Source organism: Flavihumibacter fluminis, assembly GCF_021491375.1.
In the GTDB taxonomy this organism is placed as follows: Bacteria; Bacteroidota; Bacteroidia; order Chitinophagales; family Chitinophagaceae; genus Flavihumibacter; species Flavihumibacter fluminis.
The window spans coordinates 487,082-504,314 of the sequence record NZ_JAKEVY010000001.1 but is presented as its reverse complement, the minus strand read 5'-3'; the positions used below and the strand labels follow the sequence as shown (position 1 = coordinate 504,314).

Annotated in this window: 16 protein-coding genes; 14 read left to right on the top strand and 2 right to left on the bottom strand. The window is 44.9% G+C overall.

Annotated features, from left to right (window positions below; translation table 11 throughout):
* Positions 1 to 42: 42 nt before the first annotated feature.
* From trpD to L0U88_RS02285, 13 genes are all read left to right on the top strand, one after another.
* Complete coding sequence (trpD, locus tag L0U88_RS02345; RefSeq protein ID WP_234863996.1) at positions 43 to 1,035, top strand: anthranilate phosphoribosyltransferase; 993 nt, start codon at positions 43 to 45, stop codon at positions 1,033 to 1,035.
* A 3-nt stretch (positions 1,036 to 1,038) separates the two neighbouring features.
* Entirely contained in the window at positions 1,039 to 1,833 is a 795-nt protein-coding gene (trpC, locus tag L0U88_RS02340; RefSeq protein WP_234863995.1) for an indole-3-glycerol phosphate synthase TrpC, read from the top strand.
* A gap of 78 nt (positions 1,834 to 1,911) precedes the next feature.
* The gene (locus tag L0U88_RS02335) at positions 1,912 to 2,547 is read left to right on the top strand and encodes a phosphoribosylanthranilate isomerase (RefSeq protein ID WP_234863994.1); all 636 of its coding nucleotides are present in this window, start codon (positions 1,912 to 1,914) and stop codon (positions 2,545 to 2,547) included.
* 13 nt (positions 2,548 to 2,560) lie between these two features.
* Positions 2,561 to 3,757, top strand: coding sequence for a tryptophan synthase subunit beta (gene trpB, locus L0U88_RS02330; protein WP_434801956.1), 1,197 nt, complete (start codon positions 2,561 to 2,563; stop codon positions 3,755 to 3,757).
* Positions 3,757 to 4,227: a GNAT family N-acetyltransferase gene (locus L0U88_RS02325; protein ID WP_234863992.1), complete on the top strand. Its 471-nt coding sequence runs from the start codon at positions 3,757 to 3,759 to the stop codon at positions 4,225 to 4,227. The genes trpB and L0U88_RS02325 overlap by 1 nt, the downstream gene beginning before the upstream one ends.
* 10 nt (positions 4,228 to 4,237) lie before the next feature.
* Positions 4,238 to 5,005, top strand: a complete 768-nt coding sequence (gene trpA, locus L0U88_RS02320; RefSeq protein ID WP_234863991.1) for a tryptophan synthase subunit alpha — start codon at positions 4,238 to 4,240, stop codon at positions 5,003 to 5,005.
* Between the two features lie 9 nt (positions 5,006 to 5,014).
* Positions 5,015 to 5,632, top strand: coding sequence for an imidazole glycerol phosphate synthase subunit HisH (gene hisH, locus L0U88_RS02315; RefSeq protein WP_234863990.1), 618 nt, complete (start codon positions 5,015 to 5,017; stop codon positions 5,630 to 5,632).
* Positions 5,629 to 7,059 carry a pyridoxal phosphate-dependent decarboxylase family protein gene (locus L0U88_RS02310; protein WP_234863989.1) on the top strand — a complete coding sequence of 477 codons (1,431 nt, stop codon included), beginning with the start codon at positions 5,629 to 5,631 and terminating at the stop codon, positions 7,057 to 7,059. The genes hisH and L0U88_RS02310 overlap by 4 nt, the downstream gene beginning before the upstream one ends.
* Positions 7,056 to 7,487 carry a GNAT family N-acetyltransferase gene (locus tag L0U88_RS02305; RefSeq protein ID WP_234863988.1) on the top strand — a complete coding sequence of 144 codons (432 nt, stop codon included), beginning with the start codon at positions 7,056 to 7,058 and terminating at the stop codon, positions 7,485 to 7,487. Before L0U88_RS02310 ends, L0U88_RS02305 begins: the two co-directional genes overlap by 4 nt.
* Positions 7,487 to 8,218 carry a 1-(5-phosphoribosyl)-5-[(5-phosphoribosylamino)methylideneamino]imidazole-4-carboxamide isomerase gene (hisA, locus tag L0U88_RS02300; RefSeq protein ID WP_234863987.1) on the top strand — a complete coding sequence of 244 codons (732 nt, stop codon included), beginning with the start codon at positions 7,487 to 7,489 and terminating at the stop codon, positions 8,216 to 8,218. Before L0U88_RS02305 ends, hisA begins: the two co-directional genes overlap by 1 nt.
* Positions 8,199 to 8,981 carry an imidazole glycerol phosphate synthase subunit HisF gene (gene hisF, locus L0U88_RS02295; protein ID WP_289623299.1) on the top strand — a complete coding sequence of 261 codons (783 nt, stop codon included), beginning with the start codon at positions 8,199 to 8,201 and terminating at the stop codon, positions 8,979 to 8,981. The genes hisA and hisF overlap by 20 nt, the downstream gene beginning before the upstream one ends.
* Positions 8,982 to 9,007: 26 nt before the next feature.
* Positions 9,008 to 9,604 (top strand): bifunctional phosphoribosyl-AMP cyclohydrolase/phosphoribosyl-ATP diphosphatase HisIE, encoded by a 597-nt coding sequence (hisIE, locus tag L0U88_RS02290; protein WP_234863986.1) that lies wholly within the window; start codon positions 9,008 to 9,010, stop codon positions 9,602 to 9,604.
* A gap of 9 nt (positions 9,605 to 9,613) precedes the next feature.
* Positions 9,614 to 10,711 carry a TlpA disulfide reductase family protein gene (locus L0U88_RS02285; RefSeq protein ID WP_234863985.1) on the top strand — a complete coding sequence of 366 codons (1,098 nt, stop codon included), beginning with the start codon at positions 9,614 to 9,616 and terminating at the stop codon, positions 10,709 to 10,711.
* 88 nt (positions 10,712 to 10,799) lie between these two features.
* Here the strand turns inward: L0U88_RS02285 and L0U88_RS02280 are convergent, their stop codons facing one another.
* On the bottom strand, positions 10,800 to 13,184 hold the full coding sequence (locus L0U88_RS02280; RefSeq protein WP_234863984.1) for a TonB-dependent receptor: 2,385 nt from the start codon (positions 13,182 to 13,184) through the stop codon (positions 10,800 to 10,802).
* A gap of 221 nt (positions 13,185 to 13,405) precedes the next feature.
* Between L0U88_RS02280 and L0U88_RS02275 the strand changes: the two genes are divergently transcribed.
* A complete protein-coding gene (locus L0U88_RS02275) occupies positions 13,406 to 15,589 on the top strand; it encodes a carbohydrate binding family 9 domain-containing protein (protein ID WP_234863983.1) in 2,184 nt (727 codons plus the stop codon).
* A gap of 52 nt (positions 15,590 to 15,641) precedes the next feature.
* On the opposite strand, the gene L0U88_RS02270 is transcribed toward L0U88_RS02275, so the two are convergent.
* Positions 15,642 to 17,165, bottom strand: coding sequence for a DUF4394 domain-containing protein (locus tag L0U88_RS02270; protein WP_234863982.1), 1,524 nt, complete (start codon positions 17,163 to 17,165; stop codon positions 15,642 to 15,644).
* Between the last annotated feature and the right edge of the window lie 68 nt (positions 17,166 to 17,233).

Genomic DNA, 17,233 nt, shown 5'->3' with positions numbered 1-17,233 from the left:
GTGAGACGTGAGACGTGAGATCTGAGACGAAAAAAATAGACAATGAAAAAGATACTACAGTTTTTATTTGAACACAAGTCGCTGACCCGGGCGATGGCAAAGGACGTGTTGCTGAACATTGGTAAGGGATTGTACAATGAGCATGAAATCACTTCATTCATGACGGTCTACCTTATGCGAAGTGTAACTATTGAAGAGTTGCAGGGTTTCCGCGATGCCTTGCTGGAACTTTGCGTTCCGGTTCGGCTGGAAGCAGATAACCTGGTTGATATTGTTGGCACCGGTGGCGATGGCAAGAATACCTTCAATATTTCAACTCTTGCCTGTTTTATAGTGGCAGGTGCTGGTCAGAAGGTAGCTAAACATGGAAACTACGGCGCCTCTTCAATCAGTGGTGCTTCCAATGTGATGGAACAGTTGGGTTATCGCTTTAAAAACGATCCGGCAGCCCTTAAAAAAGAAGTAGCGGAAACCAATATATGTTTTTTACATGCTCCCATGTTTCATCCGGCGCTGAAAGTAGTAGCGCCCATCCGGAAAAACCTTGGGATGCGTACCTTTTTCAATATGTTAGGACCGATGGTAAATCCGGCCACCCCTTCCTGCCAGGTAGTGGGAGTTTATAGCCTTGAAATGGCGAGGGTCTATAATTATTTATTGCAGCAGACCGGGGGCGCCTTTACCATTATTCACAGCCTCGATGGGTACGATGAAATTTCCCTTACATCGGATGCCAAAGTGATTACCAATGAAGGAGAACAACTGCTTACTCCTGAACAAATGGGTAAAAGAATGGTCCAGCCTTCCGATATTTACGGAGGCAATTCTGTGGAGGAAGCAGCTAAAATTTTCCTGAAAATACTGGATGGAAAAGGTAGTTGGGCACAGAATGCCGTAGTATTGGCGAATGCCGCCATGGCGCTGAAAAGTACTGGCAATTACAAGACCTATGAAGATGCTTACCATGCGGCCGTTGAAAGCCTGGAAAGTGGGAAAGCCAGAAACACACTTAAAAAACTAGTTGAACTTCAATAAGGCATGAATATTCTTGATACTATAGTAGCTGCCAAACGAAAGGAAGTAGAGGAGCGTAAGAGCAGGCAACCGCTGGATTTACTCGAAAGAAAAGAGCATTTTCACAGAACAACTTTTTCGCTTGCCGAATTTTTAAAAGATCCTTCCAAAACCGGCATCATTGCTGAATTCAAGCGGAAGTCACCCTCCAAAGGCATCATCAATGGAACTGCGGATCTGTGGGAAGTTACAGCAGCTTATGCCAGATTAGGCGCATCAGCTATCTCCATTTTAACCGATGAGGAATTTTTTGGAGGTTCTTCCCAGGATCTGATGGACGCCCGTTCCCTGAACATTCCCCTGCTCAGAAAGGATTTTATAATTGATCCATACCAGATTTATGAAGCCAGGGCGATAGGTGCGGATGTTATCCTGCTCATTGCAGCATGCCTGACACCTGAAGAAACAAGGAAACTGGCCATGCTCGCTGCTGAAATGCAATTGAGTGTGTTATTGGAATTACACGATGAGGAAGAACTGGGACATGTGAATGAGTTTACGCCTATCATCGGGATCAATAACCGAAACCTGAAAACCTTTGAAGTGAATATTGAAAAAAGTCTGGAGATGGCATCCAAACTGCCTCCGCATGCTATTAAAGTGGCAGAAAGCGGAATTGATAAAATTGCCACTATTCAATTGTTCAGGGAAAACGGGTTCGATGGATTTTTGATTGGCGAGCAGTTTATGAAAGCTGCCGATCCTGCAAAAGCATTTGAACTATTTATTCAGGAGTTAAAATCAAATAAACTTGGTTAATCTCTCGGGACTGATACTTCCGAGATTACATACTAGCATGTCAATTGAACAAAACTTAACACTTAAAAAAGAAATTGCATGATGAGAGTAAAGGTTTGTGGTATGACCCAGTTACAACAGGTAGATCAACTGGAGGAACTGGGGGCTACATTCGCTGGTTTTATTTTTTATCCAAGGAGCCCCCGATATGTGCTCCGGTACCTGACGACAAATGAGCTGAAAAAAGAAAAAAAGATCAACAAGGTGGGTGTGTTTGTGAATTCGGGTGTGGATGAAGTGATTCAGATGGTGGATGAATGCCGGCTTCATATGGTGCAATTGCACGGGGATGAATCGCCGAAGTACTGCGAAAAAATAGCAGATTATGTTTCGGTGGTTAAAGCATTCCGCCTCAGTGAAAACGACAGCATCGAATGGATGATCAAACCCTACCTGGATGTATGTGATATGTTTCTTTTTGATACAATGGGCGTGGGCTATGGGGGTACAGGGAAGAAATTCGACTGGAGCATGCTGAAATCACAACAGATCGGAAAGCCCTATTTTCTGAGTGGCGGAATTGAACCGGATGATGTGGGGGCACTGAAAGAATTTTCAACGCAACCAGAAGCCAAAGCGCTTTTTGCTGTGGATATTAATAGCAGGTTTGAAACAAGTCCCGGTGTGAAAGACTTGAAACTGGTCCAAAAATTTATCAAACAATTGAACGACTAATACGAAAATGAATATGCAAACCTATCAACAGCCAGATGTGCATGGCTACTATGGACGATTTGGTGGTGCTTATATTCCAGAGATGTTGCATCCGAATGTGGAAGAGTTACAGTCGCGTTACCTGGAAATCATGCAGGAGCCATCCTTCCAGTTGGAGTTCAGGGATCTTTTGCGCGATTATGTTGGAAGGCCAACGCCACTTTATTTTGCGAAGCGATTAAGTGCTGCCTATGGTACCAATATCTACCTGAAACGGGAAGATCTCTGTCACACTGGGGCACACAAGATCAACAATACCATTGGTCAGATCCTGCTAGCGCAAAAGCTGGGCAAAAACAGGATCATTGCGGAAACAGGTGCCGGCCAGCACGGCGTGGCAACAGCAACTGTCTGTGCATTGAAAGGGGTGGAATGTATTGTTTATATGGGAGAAAAGGATATCGAAAGGCAGGCGCCAAATGTTGCCCGCATGCGAATGTTAGGTGCAAAAGTAGTGGCTGCTACCAGTGGAAGTAAAACCCTTAAAGACGCTACCAATGAGGCAATCCGCGACTGGATTAACAACCCTTCCGATACACATTACATTATAGGAAGTGTGGTGGGGCCACATCCTTATCCCGATATGGTGGCCAGATTTCAGAGTGTAATCAGTGAAGAGACCCGCTGGCAACTGAAAGAAAAAACCGGCTCCGAGCTGCCCACACATGTTATCGCCTGTGTAGGTGGCGGCAGCAATGCAGCAGGCGCCTTTTATCATTTCCTGGATGAATTATCAGTTCAACTGGTAGCGGTGGAAGCTGCTGGTCATGGTGTGAATAGTGGCCTCTCTGCTGCAACTACTGCGCTGGGCAAACCAGGGGTATTGCATGGAAGCAAGAGCCTGGTGATGCAAACGGAAGATGGTCAGGTGGTGGAGCCGCATAGTATATCTGCCGGACTCGATTACCCGGGAATCGGTCCCTTACATGCCAATTTATTTGATAGTGGAAGAGGACAGTTCCTGGCAGTAACGGATGAAGATGCGCTGCGGGCTGCCTTTGATGTGGCCAGAACGGAGGGAATTATTCCTGCTTTGGAAACCGCACACGCTTTTTCCGCACTGTCTCAGTTGTCCTTAAAAGCAACCGACCAGGTAGTGATTTGCCTGAGTGGCCGAGGTGATAAAGACCTTGCCACTTATATGAAACAAATGGAAATGATGGGCATCTGATGGAAGAATTGATAAGGATAGAACCATTTGAAGATCGCCGGGCGCCGGATTTTAAACGTCTGAATAAAGCCTGGCTGGAAACCTATTTTGAAGTAGAGCCGGTGGATGAAGAAATGCTGAGTAATCCTCGTACCTATTACCTGGATAAAGGCGGTTTTATATATTTCGCTTTGTTAAATGACCAGGTAATTGGTTGTTATGCCCTGATCAAATCCGCTGAGGACTGTTTTGAATTGTCCAAAATGGCGGTGGATACAGCCTTTCAGGGCCGTCATACAGGACATTTGCTGGTTCAGCATGCCATCGCAACAGCAAAAGAAAAGGGTGCCAACAAGTTGCAGTTATATTCTCATTCCAAATTGGGGGCAGCCATTCATCTGTACAGGAAATTCGGATTTGAGCAAATACCGGTAGGTAATTCGATTTACAAGAGATCTGATATAAAAATGGAAAAAATACTGACGAGTTAAGATTATTGATATGAGCAGAATTCAAACATTATTTCAACAGAAGCATAAACGGGTATTAAATGTGTACTGCACTGCAGGGTATCCTGAGCTCAACAGCACGCTACCAGTAATGGAATCTTTACAGGCGAATAGAGCGGACCTGATTGAATTGGGTATGCCCTATAGTGATCCATTGGCTGATGGTCCGGTTATTCAGCAAAGCAGTGCAATAGCACTTGAAAATGGAATGACCATCGCGCGGTTGTTTGAACAACTGGAAGGATTTCGGGATCGCATAACTGTTCCCGTTATACTGATGGGATATATGAATCCGGTACTGCAATATGGATTTGAACGTTTTTGCGCAGATGCCGCAAGAGTAGGAGTAGATGGGTTAATTCTGCCTGATTTGCCGGAATATGAATTTGAAACAGAGTATGGCGCCATTATTCGAAAGTATGGCCTGGACTTCATATTCCTGGTTACCCCGGAAACTGCTGAACAAAGGGTTAAAAAACTGGATAAACTAAGTTCAGGTTTTTTATACGCTGTTTCTTCTTCCTCAACAACCGGGTCCAACAAACAAATGAACAGTGTGCAGGATTATCTTCAGCGACTGGAATCCTACCAGTTAAAAAATCCCGTGTTGGTTGGATTTGGTATTAAAGACCGCGAAAGTTTTGATGCCGCCTGTGCACATGCAAATGGTGCAATCATCGGCACTGCCTATATCAAAGCATTGGAAGGAGCAAAAGACGTGGGTACTGCTACCAAAGAATTTTTAAGTACAATTGTTTAGTCAGTAAGTATGGAAATAGCCATCGTAAAATACAATGCAGGGAATATTCAGAGCGTATTGTATGCACTTGAAAGAATTGGTGCAACTGCAACCGTTACAGATGATTTGGATGTATTGCGGAAAGCTGATAAAATTATTTTTCCGGGAGTAGGGGAAGCCAGTACGGCCATGCAATACCTGCGCGAACGCAAACTGGATCAGCTGATCAAAGAATTGCAGCAACCGGTTCTGGGTATCTGCCTGGGAATGCAATTAATGTGTACGCATTCAGCAGAGAACGATACAGTGTGCCTGGGAATTTTTGAAGAATATGTTCAGTCTTTTCATTCTTTAAAAGCAGGCCTTCCGGAAGCTGAACAGCATAACTACAAAATTCCGCAGATGGGATGGAATACGATTACTGATCTGCGGACCCCGCTCTTTGAGGGAGTACCGGAAAACAGCTATTGTTATTTTGTACACGGTTATTATGCAGCGATAGGTCCGGATACTATTGCCACAACAGATTACCTCAAGCCGTATAGTTCTGCCCTGCACCGTAATAATTTTTATGGCGTACAGTTTCACCCCGAAAAATCGGCGGGTGTTGGAGAACAAATCCTAAAAAATTTTATCGAAAAGATATGAGTGTAAGCATTCAGGAAGACCTGCAACAGCTGGCTGAAATTCTGGAAGCTGCAAAAGATGCAGGAGCTGCCTATCTGAAAGAACTTCCAGATCGGGCAACTACTTCCCATCCGGGTGCTCTCAACTGGCCTGCATTACCTGAAAATGGTTCTGGTGCATTGAATACACTCGCTCAATTCAAAAATCTTTTTTACCCTTATATCGTTGCCAGTTCGGGACCCCGTTATTGGGGTTTTGTTACCGGAGGAGGAACACCCGCAGCCATACTGGGCGACTGGCTTACTTCTGTATTTGATCAGAACGCTCAATTGTCGACCGGCATTGGAGATGCTTCCGCCTTATTGGAAATTCAAACTGGTAAGTTACTGCTTGACCTCTTCGGTTTGCCGGAAAATTTTATGGGTTCATTTGTAACCGGCGCTACCATGGCTAATTTCACTGGGTTGGCTGTGGCCAGGCAGTGGGCCGGGCAACAACTGGGACAGGATATAGCCCGTGATGGACTTCGGGTATCCATCCCTGTTTATTCAGCCGCTCCCCATTCCAGCAGTCTGAAAGCACTGGCGATGTTGGGTATGGGCAGCGCTAATATTGAAATCATTCCCACTTTACCAGATAGAGAAGCGATGGATGTCCAGGCCTTACTGGAAAAGCTGCCTGCAGATCCAAATCAGCCCTTCATCCTGATTGCCAGCGGTGGTACTGTGAATAGTGTGGATTTTGATGACCTGGCAGCAATTGCGCAACTTAAACAAACCCGTAATTGCTGGATTCATATTGATGCTGCTTTTGGAGCGTTTGCAGCACTTTCCGAAAAGCATGCACACCTGTTGAACGGATGGAAACTGGCGGATAGTATCACCGTAGATTTTCACAAATGGTTGAATGTTCCCTATGACAGCGCAATGATCTTTACCCGGAAAGAGCATGCAGTTTACCAGGTGCAGAGTTTTCAGAACTCGGCAGCGCCCTACCTGGGAAATCCATGGGAACAATTTTCCTACCTGAATTATGTGCCGGAGAATAGCCGGCGCTTCAGAGCCCTGCCGGTTTGGTTCAGTCTGATGGCTTATGGTAAAGCCGGTTACCGGGAGTTGGTAGAAAATTGCATAACACTCGCCAATGAATTTGGTTCCAGACTTTTGGAGACCGATTATTTTCGGTTACTCGCCCCAGTTAGATTGAATACAGTTTGCTTTCAGCCGGATCCCCAAAAAACAAATGGCCTGACTATTCCAGAATTATTAAATGAATTGAATCGGGATGGCCTGGTTTTTATGACGCCATCGGTATATAAAGGTGAGTCCTGTATTCGTGCGGCACTTGTTAACTACAGAACCACTGCGAAAGATATTGATATCGCCCTAACTGCAATTGTAAAAGCAGTTGAAAAAATAAGTAATCTTAAAAAGGCTTCACCATTATGATGAAGCCTGAATTTGAAATTAAATCGGTCCCTCTCGAAGTAGTACTGCCGATCCGCCAGGAAGTAATGTATCCCGGGCAAGCTGCAGAACTGGCAAAAGTTGCAGGCGATGAAGAGGCTATTCATTGGGGTCTTTTTGCAACTGGTAAACTGGTGTCCGTTATCTCCCTTTTTAACAGTCTGAAATATGGCAGGTCCCTGCAATTCCGGAAATTTGCTACCCTGGCAGATTATCAGGGAAAGGGTTATGGTTCACGGTTGCTGCAGGAAGTACTAGACTATGGAATATCACAAGGCTATGCTGTTATCTGGTGTAACGCACGGGTTTCTGCTCTCGGTTTTTACAACCGTTTTGGCTTTTGTCAGGATGGGGAGGCATGGCAAAAAAATGGAATTGATTATATCATCATAAAAAAAGTGCTGCGATAATGGAAATAATTCCTGCAATAGATTTGATAGATGGAAAATGTGTTCGTTTAACCCAGGGTGATTATGCGCAAAAAACAATTTACAACGAACGACCGCTGGAAGTGGCGAAACAGTTTGAGGATGCGGGATTAAAAAGACTGCACCTGGTTGATCTGGATGGTGCGAAGGCAGGCGCTGTAAAAAACTGGAAAGTGTTGGAAGAACTGGCCGGAAAAACAGGCTTGATAGTTGATTTCGGCGGTGGTATTAAAAAACAAGAGGACCTGAAAATAGTTTTTGAATCCGGTGCTGCATTGGCAACAATCGGGAGTCTCGCTGTAAAACAGGAAGCCCTTTTTGTACAATGGATAAATACTTATGGAGCTGATAAGTTTTTATTGGGCGCGGATGTGAAGGAAGAAAAAATTGCCATTTCAGGATGGCTGGAAACTACGGATATTCCTATCCGTGAGTTTATTGGAAACTATCTGTCAAAGGGGGTAAAACAGATTTTCTGTACCGATGTGAGTAAGGATGGTAAATTGGAAGGTCCGGCTACCAGCCTGTATGCATCCATCCTTACAGTGTATCCCGAGTTGCAGCTGATCGCCAGTGGAGGCGTAAGCAATATGAAAGACCTCGAGGCGCTGGCAGCAATAGGATGTAGCGGAGCCATTGTAGGGAAAGCCATTTATGAGAACCGGATCTCACTGCCTGAACTGACCCGGTTTAATGAACAAAAAAGAAACTGACATGCTGACAAAACGTATCATTCCCTGCCTGGATATCAAAGATGGTCGCACTGTGAAAGGAACCAACTTTGTAGACCTTCGGGATGCCGGGGATCCGGTTGAACTGGGAAGGCTTTATGCTGAACAGGGTGCCGATGAGTTGGTTTTCCTGGACATTACAGCTACGGTTGAAAAAAGAAAAACATTAAGCGAACTGGTCAACCGGATCAGTCACCAGATTAATATTCCTTTCACGGTGGGTGGTGGCATCAGCAGTGTGGAAGATGTAAGCCTGCTCCTGCAAAACGGGGCCGATAAAATTTCGGTTAATACAGCAGCTTTTAAACGTCCGGCTTTGATAGCAGAACTGGCCAAACAATTTGGCAGCCAGTGTGTGGTGCTGGCTATTGATACCCGCTTGGAAGAAGATGGAGAATGGTATGTGTACCTCAATGGGGGGCGTACCAAAACCGACCGACGTTGCATTGACTGGGCGGAAGAGGCAGTTGCTTTGGGGGCGGGCGAAATCCTGCTCACGTCCATGAATCACGATGGAACCAAACAAGGATTTGCATTGGATATTACCGGAACACTGGCAAACCGGTTACCAGTTCCTGTGATCGCAAGCGGTGGAGGTGGAACTGTGGAGCATTTCGTGGATGTGTTTCAAAAGGCCCAGGCAGATGCTGCCCTGGCGGCCAGTATTTTTCATTTTAAAGAAGTGGCTATCCCGGATTTAAAAAACAGCCTGGCTGCTTCTGGAATCCCGGTTCGAATCGGGTAGCTTTAAAATTGAGTACATTTGAAGGTATGAAAGTTGATTTTCAGAAATATGCAGATGGATTGGTTCCGGCAATTATTCAGGATCATACTACCCAAAAGGTATTGATGCTGGGTTTCATGAACGAAGAGGCCCTCCGGAGAACAGAGGAGACCGGAAAAGTGACTTTTTTCAGCCGCACTAAAAACAGGCTTTGGACAAAAGGAGAGGAGAGTGGTCATTTCCTGGAATTAAAATCCATGGCAGTGGATTGTGATCAGGATACCTTGCTGATTAAGGCAAATCCCCTGGGACCAACTTGCCATACCGGTGCAGATACCTGCTGGAGTGAACGAAATCACGCTGAAGATTTTCTCTTTTACCTGGAAGATATTATCGATCTGCGCAAGCAGGCTTCTCCGGATTCCTCCTATGTAGCGAAACTCTTCTCAAAAGGCTTGAATAAGATTGCCCAAAAAGTGGGAGAGGAAGCTGTGGAAACGGTAATTGAAGCCAAGGATGATAACGATGCCCTGTTCTTAAATGAATCGGCGGATCTGCTTTTCCATTATCTCATTCTGCTAAATGCGAAAGGTTTTAAGCTGCAGGATGTGATTGATATTTTGAAGGATCGTCACGCTAAATAAAGTACTCGTATGAATTTGTTATTCCGTATAGTGCCTATGGTAGCCCTGGTTATGGGAAGCTTTGAAGGCATTTCCCAGCAGGGTTTTCAGATTGAAGGAACCATTACAGGCCTACCTGATAAATCTGTAGTTGTCATTACTGATCCCGACAATCCATCGGATACCCTGGCAAAAGCTGTTTCCCGGCAAAACCAGTTCAAATTAAATGGAGCTGTTGTAGATGTGAAATTGTACAATATTTCCTTCCTGCCTTCTGATAAAAAAGGGTTGCTTTTCCTGGAAAATAAAAAAATGAAACTCTCCGGAGATGTCAATGCAATTCAGCAGCTGAAATTGGAGGGATCTGTTGCGCAGGATGGATTTATCGCCTTTCAGCAACAATTCGAACCCTATTTTAGAAAATATGGGGAGCTCTCGCAGGCCGCTAACAAGTCTGGCGTTACAGACAGTCTGATGCAGTTGTATCGGCAGCTGGTTGACAACCTTGCAGCAGCCGGTGAAAGATTTGCAGCGGAAAAGAAAGACCAGGTGGTGGCTCCCTTTATGTGGGCAACCATCATGCAGGTAGTTGAAAATCCTGACCTGGTTGAAAAAAGTTTTGCCGGATTTACACCTGAGGTAAAGTCCAGTTTTTATGGACGTTTCCTGGAAGCCAGAATTGCAGACAGCAAGATTGGCCGGATTGGTTCACCTGCTCTTGAGTTCACACAAAATGACCCTTCCGGTACTCCTGTTAGTTTGTCTTCTTTCCGTGGCAAATATGTTTTGATTGATTTCTGGGCCAGCTGGTGTGGACCCTGCAGACAGGAAAACCCGAATGTTGTATTGGCGCATGATCGCTTTAAAAATAAAAATTTCACCGTATTGGGTGTTTCCCTTGATAATAACAAGGAGAAATGGTTGAAAGCAATCAAAGATGATAAGCTCGACTGGACACAAGTCAGTGATCTCAAATACTGGCAAAATGAAGTAGCCCTTCAGTATAAAATTCAATCGATCCCACAAAACCTGCTGATCGACCCCAATGGTATCATCATTGGCAAAAACCTCCGCGGAGAAGAATTGCAGAGTAAGTTGTGTGAGGTGTTGGGGTGCAAGGAGCAGTAAATTCGGGAGGAAAGGAAGAGGGTGGAATGGAAGACTATCTTACCCTCTTCCTTTCCTCCTTTCTTCCTTTCTTCCTTTCCCCCCTTCCTCAAAACTCCACAATAAACCCAAGTGTTGGCAATAACCTGCCGTCATTATTAGCCAGTATTACTGGAATGCCATTGCTTCCATTTTGCCGGATCGGTTGCCCATCTGTTGTCTGGAAACCACTGTTGTCAGCAGTTCTTTGGAAAGTATATTGTGGAATGCCCGGGTTTTTTGAATTGTACCAGTTCTGGATATCAAGGTACAAATCCAGTGTGAACCGGCGCAGGTTCCATTTTTTATCAATCCGGATATCACTTGCATGAAAGGCAGGAAGTTCCAACGTATTGGTTTGACTGAAATCAAAAACACCTGTTCCCAATGTTAAATAATTCAATTGGCTTGCGGTTAGGTCGAAGGGCGTATAGGGTGCCGCACCCTGGTAACGGAATTTTAAGCCAATCTCCCAGTTTCGATTGAGTTTATATCCTGCTGTCAAACTTAAGAGGTGGCGGTTATCCCAACTGGATCGTATCCATTCTGAATTAAGTCCGGTAAACTCAGAACGGTAAAAAGTATAACTCAGCACTCCAAAGAATCGTTTGCTTAGTTTTTGCTGTGCAAAAAACTCAATGCCATAAGCTTTTCCTTCACCATCCTGCACAACCGGTTCGTTTCCTACGGCACCAAACTCTGTTCCCTTGTTGGCCAAACTGATTCCATCCAGAATGCTGATCGGGTAATTGGAATATTTTTTATAAAATCCTTCCAGCGTAAAACGGGTATTGTTGGAGGGCAGCCATTCAAAGCCAGCTACCAGGTGTCTGCTTCGGATATAATCCCCCGGGTTCATCATACCTGTCTGGCTTGCTTCAAATGCGAGTTGGGTATAACTTGGCAGCCGATAATATAAACCATAACTGGCACTGAAATTCCAGTCGGGTGCCAGGGCCAGACTCGCACTGATGCGCGGACTCCATTGTTTCAATGGATTTGCTACACTGTTGTCAGCTGAGTTTCCATCTACCCGCATACCGGCACTGATTGCCAGGCGGTCTTCCCAAAATCTGCGGCCAGTTTGAACGAAGGCACCATAACGCAGAAAGTCTAACTGTGTATCCGTTCGCAGTTCTTCAGCAGGCTGAATCTGGTTGCCCTGCTCATCCGTCAGAGCCGGACGGAACAGCTGGTAAAAATCATTACCGAACTGTACATACTGGGCAGAAGCGCCATACGTAATTTTCCATTTATCAATACTAACGGTCTGGTCGAACCGAAGTTTGTTCTCCGTTTCCTGGCTATTGATCCGGAACGTGCGGGTTCCCTCTGATGGGTTGTCATTGTCTTCGTACTTGTCAGCCCGGTTATTGAGGGTATTCCGGCTCAGGGAAAGCGTCCAGAAGCCACGATCTGTCAATCGCTTTAAGCTGGCTCCAACGGTATAATTCCATTGATTGATCAACGGGCTGCTGTTTACAGCATAGAGTTTTTCTGGTGTAGCCTCTTTGGGTGCAGCAAATCGGAACTCATCAATGGCTCCTATGCCCAATACCTGCAAAGTGGTTTTGTCATTGATCCGGGTATTGGTCTTGAATTGAAAATCCCAGTAATTGGGTCGGATCGGAAGGTCCAATGCCTGGAATAACAATTGCAGATAACTTCTGCGGGCACTTGCCAGGAAGGTTGTTTTTGGACTGATCGGACCATCAAAAGTGGCAGCCAGTTCAGTTGCACTTAGTCTGATATTTCCCTGCAGCCGGTTGGGGTTGCCATTCTTCTGTTTGAATTGAAACACACTGCTCAGAGCATTATCATACCTGGCATCAAAAGCCGAGCTGCTGAGCTTGACATCCTCAATAAAACTCACATTCAGAATTCCCTGCGGACCACCACCGCTTCCCTGTGTGCCAAAATGGTTTATCAGCGGGACTTCAATTCCATCGAGATAAAATACATTCTCACTAGGAGCGCCGCCACGGATGATGATATCATTACGGAAACCTCCTCCTCCAACTCCTCCACCTACTCCGGGCAGGGACTGAATAACCCGACTGATATCAAAGTTTCCACCAGGGTTGGCCTTGATTTCCTCTGTGGTTAATCTTTGTATGCTTAAGGGCGATTCGAGGCTGGTTGCACGGGCAGAAGCGCGTTTGCCACTTACCACTACTTCACTCAAATTGGTTCCTGCAGGGTCTAATTCTATATTCAGGTTGTTTTCGTTTCCGGATGTGATTACCAGGTTGGTCAGGGTTTTATCCGCAAATCCTATGGCAGTAATGCTGAGAGAATAAGAGCCGGGTGTTAAGCCGGTAATCCTGAATCTTCCGAGTGAATCTGTAATGGTTCCTGTTTTGGAAGGTTGTACTTCAACCGATGCCCCGATTACAGGCTTTTGCGTATTTCGGTCCAGGATGGTACCACTGATGGAACCGGTTGTTTGAGCCATTACTGTATTAGAAATCAAAAGACAACATAATAAGCTCAAATAAATACGCATAGGAAAGCATAGTTTCATATCAAAATATAATAATCTGAGTCAAACAACAATCCGGCATGGATTAAGTTCAACAAATAGCATCCAAGTTGCTGAATTTCAGGATTTGTCCTAATTTCAGGCAAACGCTGCAAATACACAGGATTCCTGTACCAGAATAATTACAACCCGGCATGAAATTTTTAAGGTGGCTCCAGTTAGCAGGCAGCTGTTTACTATTGACAAATGTTGTTTTCGCACAAAAGGTTAATAACAAGTACAATCTTTCCATTCGTAAAACTTCCCAACCCGTACAGATCGATGGCATTGTAAATGATGCAGCCTGGCAGGAAGCTGACAAGGCGCGTGATTTTTTCATGGTACTTCCCATGGATACCAGTTTTGCCAATATCAAAACGGAAGTACAGATGAGCTACGATGATCATTTTATTTACCTGGTGGCAGTTTGTTATCATGGCCGTAATGGCAACTATGTGGTGGAATCTTTAAGACGGGATTTTGCTTTTCAGAAAAATGACAACTTCCTGTTTTTCTTTGATCCCTTTGAAGATCAGACCAGCGGATTTTCATTTGGCGCCAATGCTGCAGGTGCGCAGTGGGATGGCTTTATTTACGAAGGTGGTAAAATGGATCTTAGCTGGGATCATAAATGGATTTCCAAAGTAGTCAACTACGAGGATCGCTGGGTATTTGAAGCAGCTGTTCCTTTTAAAACGATTCGCTACAAAAAAGGAATTACCAACTGGGGAATCAATTTTAGCCGGAATGATTTGCATGCCTTTGAAAAGAGCAGCTGGGCACCAGTTCCCAGGCAATTTCCAACTGTTTCTTTGGCTTATACGGGAAATCTTGTCTGGGATGCACCTCCTCCTTCCACAGGTGCCAATATTTCATTGATTCCCTATGTGCTGGGAGGCCTGTCCAAAGATTATGATAAAGGCACGCCTACGGATTACAGAAAAGATATTGGAGCTGATGCCAAGATCAGTATTACGTCTTCACTCAACCTGGACCTTACCGTTAACCCGGATTTCTCCCAGGTGGAAGTGGACCGGCAGGTCACCAACCTGGATCGATTTGAATTGTTTTTTCCGGAACGAAGGCAATTCTTTTTAGAGAATGCAGACATCTTCGGAAACTTCGGTTATGCAAACATCCGCCCGTTTTTCTCGAGACGAATTGGTCTGAATGTACCCATCCAGTTTGGTGCACGCCTCAGTGGCAAACTGAATAAGGACTGGCGCATTGGCCTTATGGATATGCAAACCAAATCTGTTCCGGAAAGAGATTTGCCGGTTCAGAATTTTGCAGTGTTATCGCTTCAGCGTAAAGTCTTTTCACGATCCAATATCGGGTTCCTTTTTGTCAATAAGCAATCCATCAATTATGAACCTGATAAGGATCCGGTAACCCCGGAGCACCGGCAATACAACAGAACCTTGGGATTGGAATACAACCTGGCATCTCCCGGTAACTACTGGACTGGAAAGGCCCTGGTGTTGAAATCATTTAGTCCGGTTGGTGGCAACCGCACCATCACAACGGCTGCCAATCTGAATTATACCAGTCGCCAATTGTTTCTTTCCTGGCAGCACGAATATGTTGGCAAGGATTTCCAGGCGGAAGTTGGATATGTGCCAAGGACAGGATATCTCAAGTTTAATCCGCAGGCCGGTTATTTGTTTTTTCCGAAAAAATCTCCTGTGCTCAGTCATGGTCCTTTGCTTCAAACCATTTATTATACCAATGAACAGGGACGAAAAACAGATTATGAACACAGTCTGACGTATCGCACCAATTTTCGGAACCAGGCAGTGCTCAATGCCTATGTATCGAAAACCTATATTGAATTGCTGATGCCTTTTGATCCGACCAACACGGGATCTGACTCATTGGCAACCGGCACACAGCACCATTTCAATACTGCTTATATCGAATATATTTCCAAACCCAAGAGCCTGTTTACCTATGCTGCGAATGTTCGATACGGTGGCTATTACAATGATGGAAGCAGACTCCAACTGACCGGTGAATTTGGTTATCGCTTTCAACCTTATGTGGGCATCACGATGAGCAGCACTTATAATGATATTCGGGTGCCGGGTACCTGGGGAAGGAGAAGTTTCTGGCTGGTCGGACCACGCGTGGATGTCACACTCACCAATAATTTTTACTTTACTGCATTCGGACAGTATAATGAGCAAACCAAAAATGTCAATCTGAATACACGTTTGCAGTGGCGTTATAAACCTGCATCCGATTTTTTCATTGTATATACGGACAACTACCTGCCAGAATACATGTCAGTAAAGAACCGCGCTCTTGTCGCAAAATTCACCTATTGGTTCAGTTTATAAAAATGCCGGTTCAGGAATGAACCGGCCTTGGTTGTGGTATCAGTGTAAGTGCTTAGAAACCCAGTCCTACCGTAAAACCATGGACGGTTTCGTTAAAACTGTAATTGCCTGATGGGGTGGCTGCCCCTGTATTGAGATTGATTTCATAGAGTTTTGAGCTTCCGTTTACAGTCAGGATGGCCCAGGCTTTTTCCGACTCTCCGCCAATATCAAATCCATCCGCGTTTTCGAAATTGATTCCGGTTGATCCAACTTCCACTAATGTTCCATTGTTGGGAGGATCCTGCTTGTAAAGTTTATCAGTTCCACAATCCAGATCGAACAATATGGTAGCCGTAGCTCCTGGAATATTATTAGTATGAGCAGCACCACTTATCGATGGACTACCGGGATTAAGATTACCATCTACAGCCGCAACGGTACCATCATTTGGATTGAGTCTCAGGTTCTGTCCGGTATTACTTACCACCCTGATTCTGTCTACAGTTGGATTAAAATCAAATCCAAAGTGCATTCCGGATAATGCAGTGCTGAACGCTGCAGTACCTACCGCCGTTGCTGCTCCATTGGAAGTGTTCAATACATAAAGTCTGCTAGTACTACCCAGCGCATATAGCGCACCGTTAGCTGGCCTGAAATCGATTCCTACAATGGTTTCATCTGGTTGAAGTCCGTTTATTGCTTTTGTTACAGGCATAGGATCTGTAGGATCAAAAATGAGCAGGTTGGTGCCACCACCGATTGCATATGCTACAGGATCTGTAGGGATGGCCAATCCCATTGCATTGTTTACTCCCATTAATTCACCAATTTTCATTGATTTACCTGTGGTCAGATCAATCCGGTACAGCTCTGCTTTGCCGTTTTTATTGTTGACAGCCAATGCAGCGCTGTTATCCGGACTAATATCAAATCCAACCTCACCGCTGAAATCATTGTTCAGTTTTCCAACCGCTACCAGGGTTCCATTGTTGGGTGGATCCTGCTTGTACAGCATGTCGGTTTCGGTATCAATGTCAAATAGGGTAGTGGTGCTGGTTCCGGCTTTGCTATCGGTATAGGCAACTGCTGTAACCATTGCATTACTCACGCCATTAATAGCCCCATCAGTAGCCACCACTGAGCCAGTCTCAGGATGTACCCGCAGGTTCTGGCCATTGCCTGTAACAATGCGGATACGATCAACAGTAGGATTGAAATCGAATCCTGCAATCGTACTCGCTAATACCGGACTAAAGGGCATGGTACCGATGGCGTTAGTATTGCCTGTACTTTGATTGATTACCAGTAGCCGGCTTGTATTACTCAGCGCATATAGCTGACCGGTAGCCGGACGAAAATCAATTGCCAACAGGGATTCACCTTCCTGTAATCCATTAATCGCAACAGTACTGATTGGCATCCGTGGAGTGGCTGCATTAAATCGAACCAGTTTATTGCCTTCATCCAATACAAGAAATTCAATGTCTGGTCCTTTGGGTTCCATACCCGGACTATCTTCTTTTTTACAGGAACTAAAGCTGATGAGTGTTGCCATTGCTGCACAGGCAACTAAATGTGTTGTTGTCCTTTTCATGGTATCCAGTTTATTGGTTTTGGATATCTACGAGAAAGGATTTCTGCCGGATTTAATTTTTTGAAAAA

Bases quoted from the DNA above. Each gene is read 5' to 3' on its own strand.
- L0U88_RS02285 (WP_234863985.1), top strand. From the start codon at position 9,614: ATGAATTTGTTATTCCGTATAGTGCCTATGGTAGCCCTGGTTATGGGA.
- hisF (WP_289623299.1), top strand. From the start codon at position 8,199: ATGAACAAAAAAGAAACTGACATGCTGACAAAACGTATCATTCCCTGC.
- L0U88_RS02310 (WP_234863989.1), top strand. From the start codon at position 5,629: ATGAGTGTAAGCATTCAGGAAGACCTGCAACAGCTGGCTGAAATTCTG.
- L0U88_RS02335 (WP_234863994.1), top strand. From the start codon at position 1,912: ATGATGAGAGTAAAGGTTTGTGGTATGACCCAGTTACAACAGGTAGAT.
- hisIE (WP_234863986.1), top strand. From the start codon at position 9,008: ATGAAAGTTGATTTTCAGAAATATGCAGATGGATTGGTTCCGGCAATT.
- trpC (WP_234863995.1), top strand. From the start codon at position 1,039: ATGAATATTCTTGATACTATAGTAGCTGCCAAACGAAAGGAAGTAGAG.
- L0U88_RS02280 (WP_234863984.1), bottom strand. From the start codon at position 13,184: ATGGCTCAAACAACCGGTTCCATCAGTGGTACCATCCTGGACCGAAAT.
- trpB (WP_434801956.1), top strand. From the start codon at position 2,561: ATGCAAACCTATCAACAGCCAGATGTGCATGGCTACTATGGACGATTT.
- L0U88_RS02305 (WP_234863988.1), top strand. From the start codon at position 7,056: ATGATGAAGCCTGAATTTGAAATTAAATCGGTCCCTCTCGAAGTAGTA.
- L0U88_RS02325 (WP_234863992.1), top strand. From the start codon at position 3,757: ATGGAAGAATTGATAAGGATAGAACCATTTGAAGATCGCCGGGCGCCG.
- L0U88_RS02270 (WP_234863982.1), bottom strand. From the start codon at position 17,165: ATGAAAAGGACAACAACACATTTAGTTGCCTGTGCAGCAATGGCAACA.
- hisH (WP_234863990.1), top strand. From the start codon at position 5,015: ATGGAAATAGCCATCGTAAAATACAATGCAGGGAATATTCAGAGCGTA.
- L0U88_RS02275 (WP_234863983.1), top strand. From the start codon at position 13,406: ATGAAATTTTTAAGGTGGCTCCAGTTAGCAGGCAGCTGTTTACTATTG.
- trpA (WP_234863991.1), top strand. From the start codon at position 4,238: ATGAGCAGAATTCAAACATTATTTCAACAGAAGCATAAACGGGTATTA.
- hisA (WP_234863987.1), top strand. From the start codon at position 7,487: ATGGAAATAATTCCTGCAATAGATTTGATAGATGGAAAATGTGTTCGT.
- trpD (WP_234863996.1), top strand. From the start codon at position 43: ATGAAAAAGATACTACAGTTTTTATTTGAACACAAGTCGCTGACCCGG.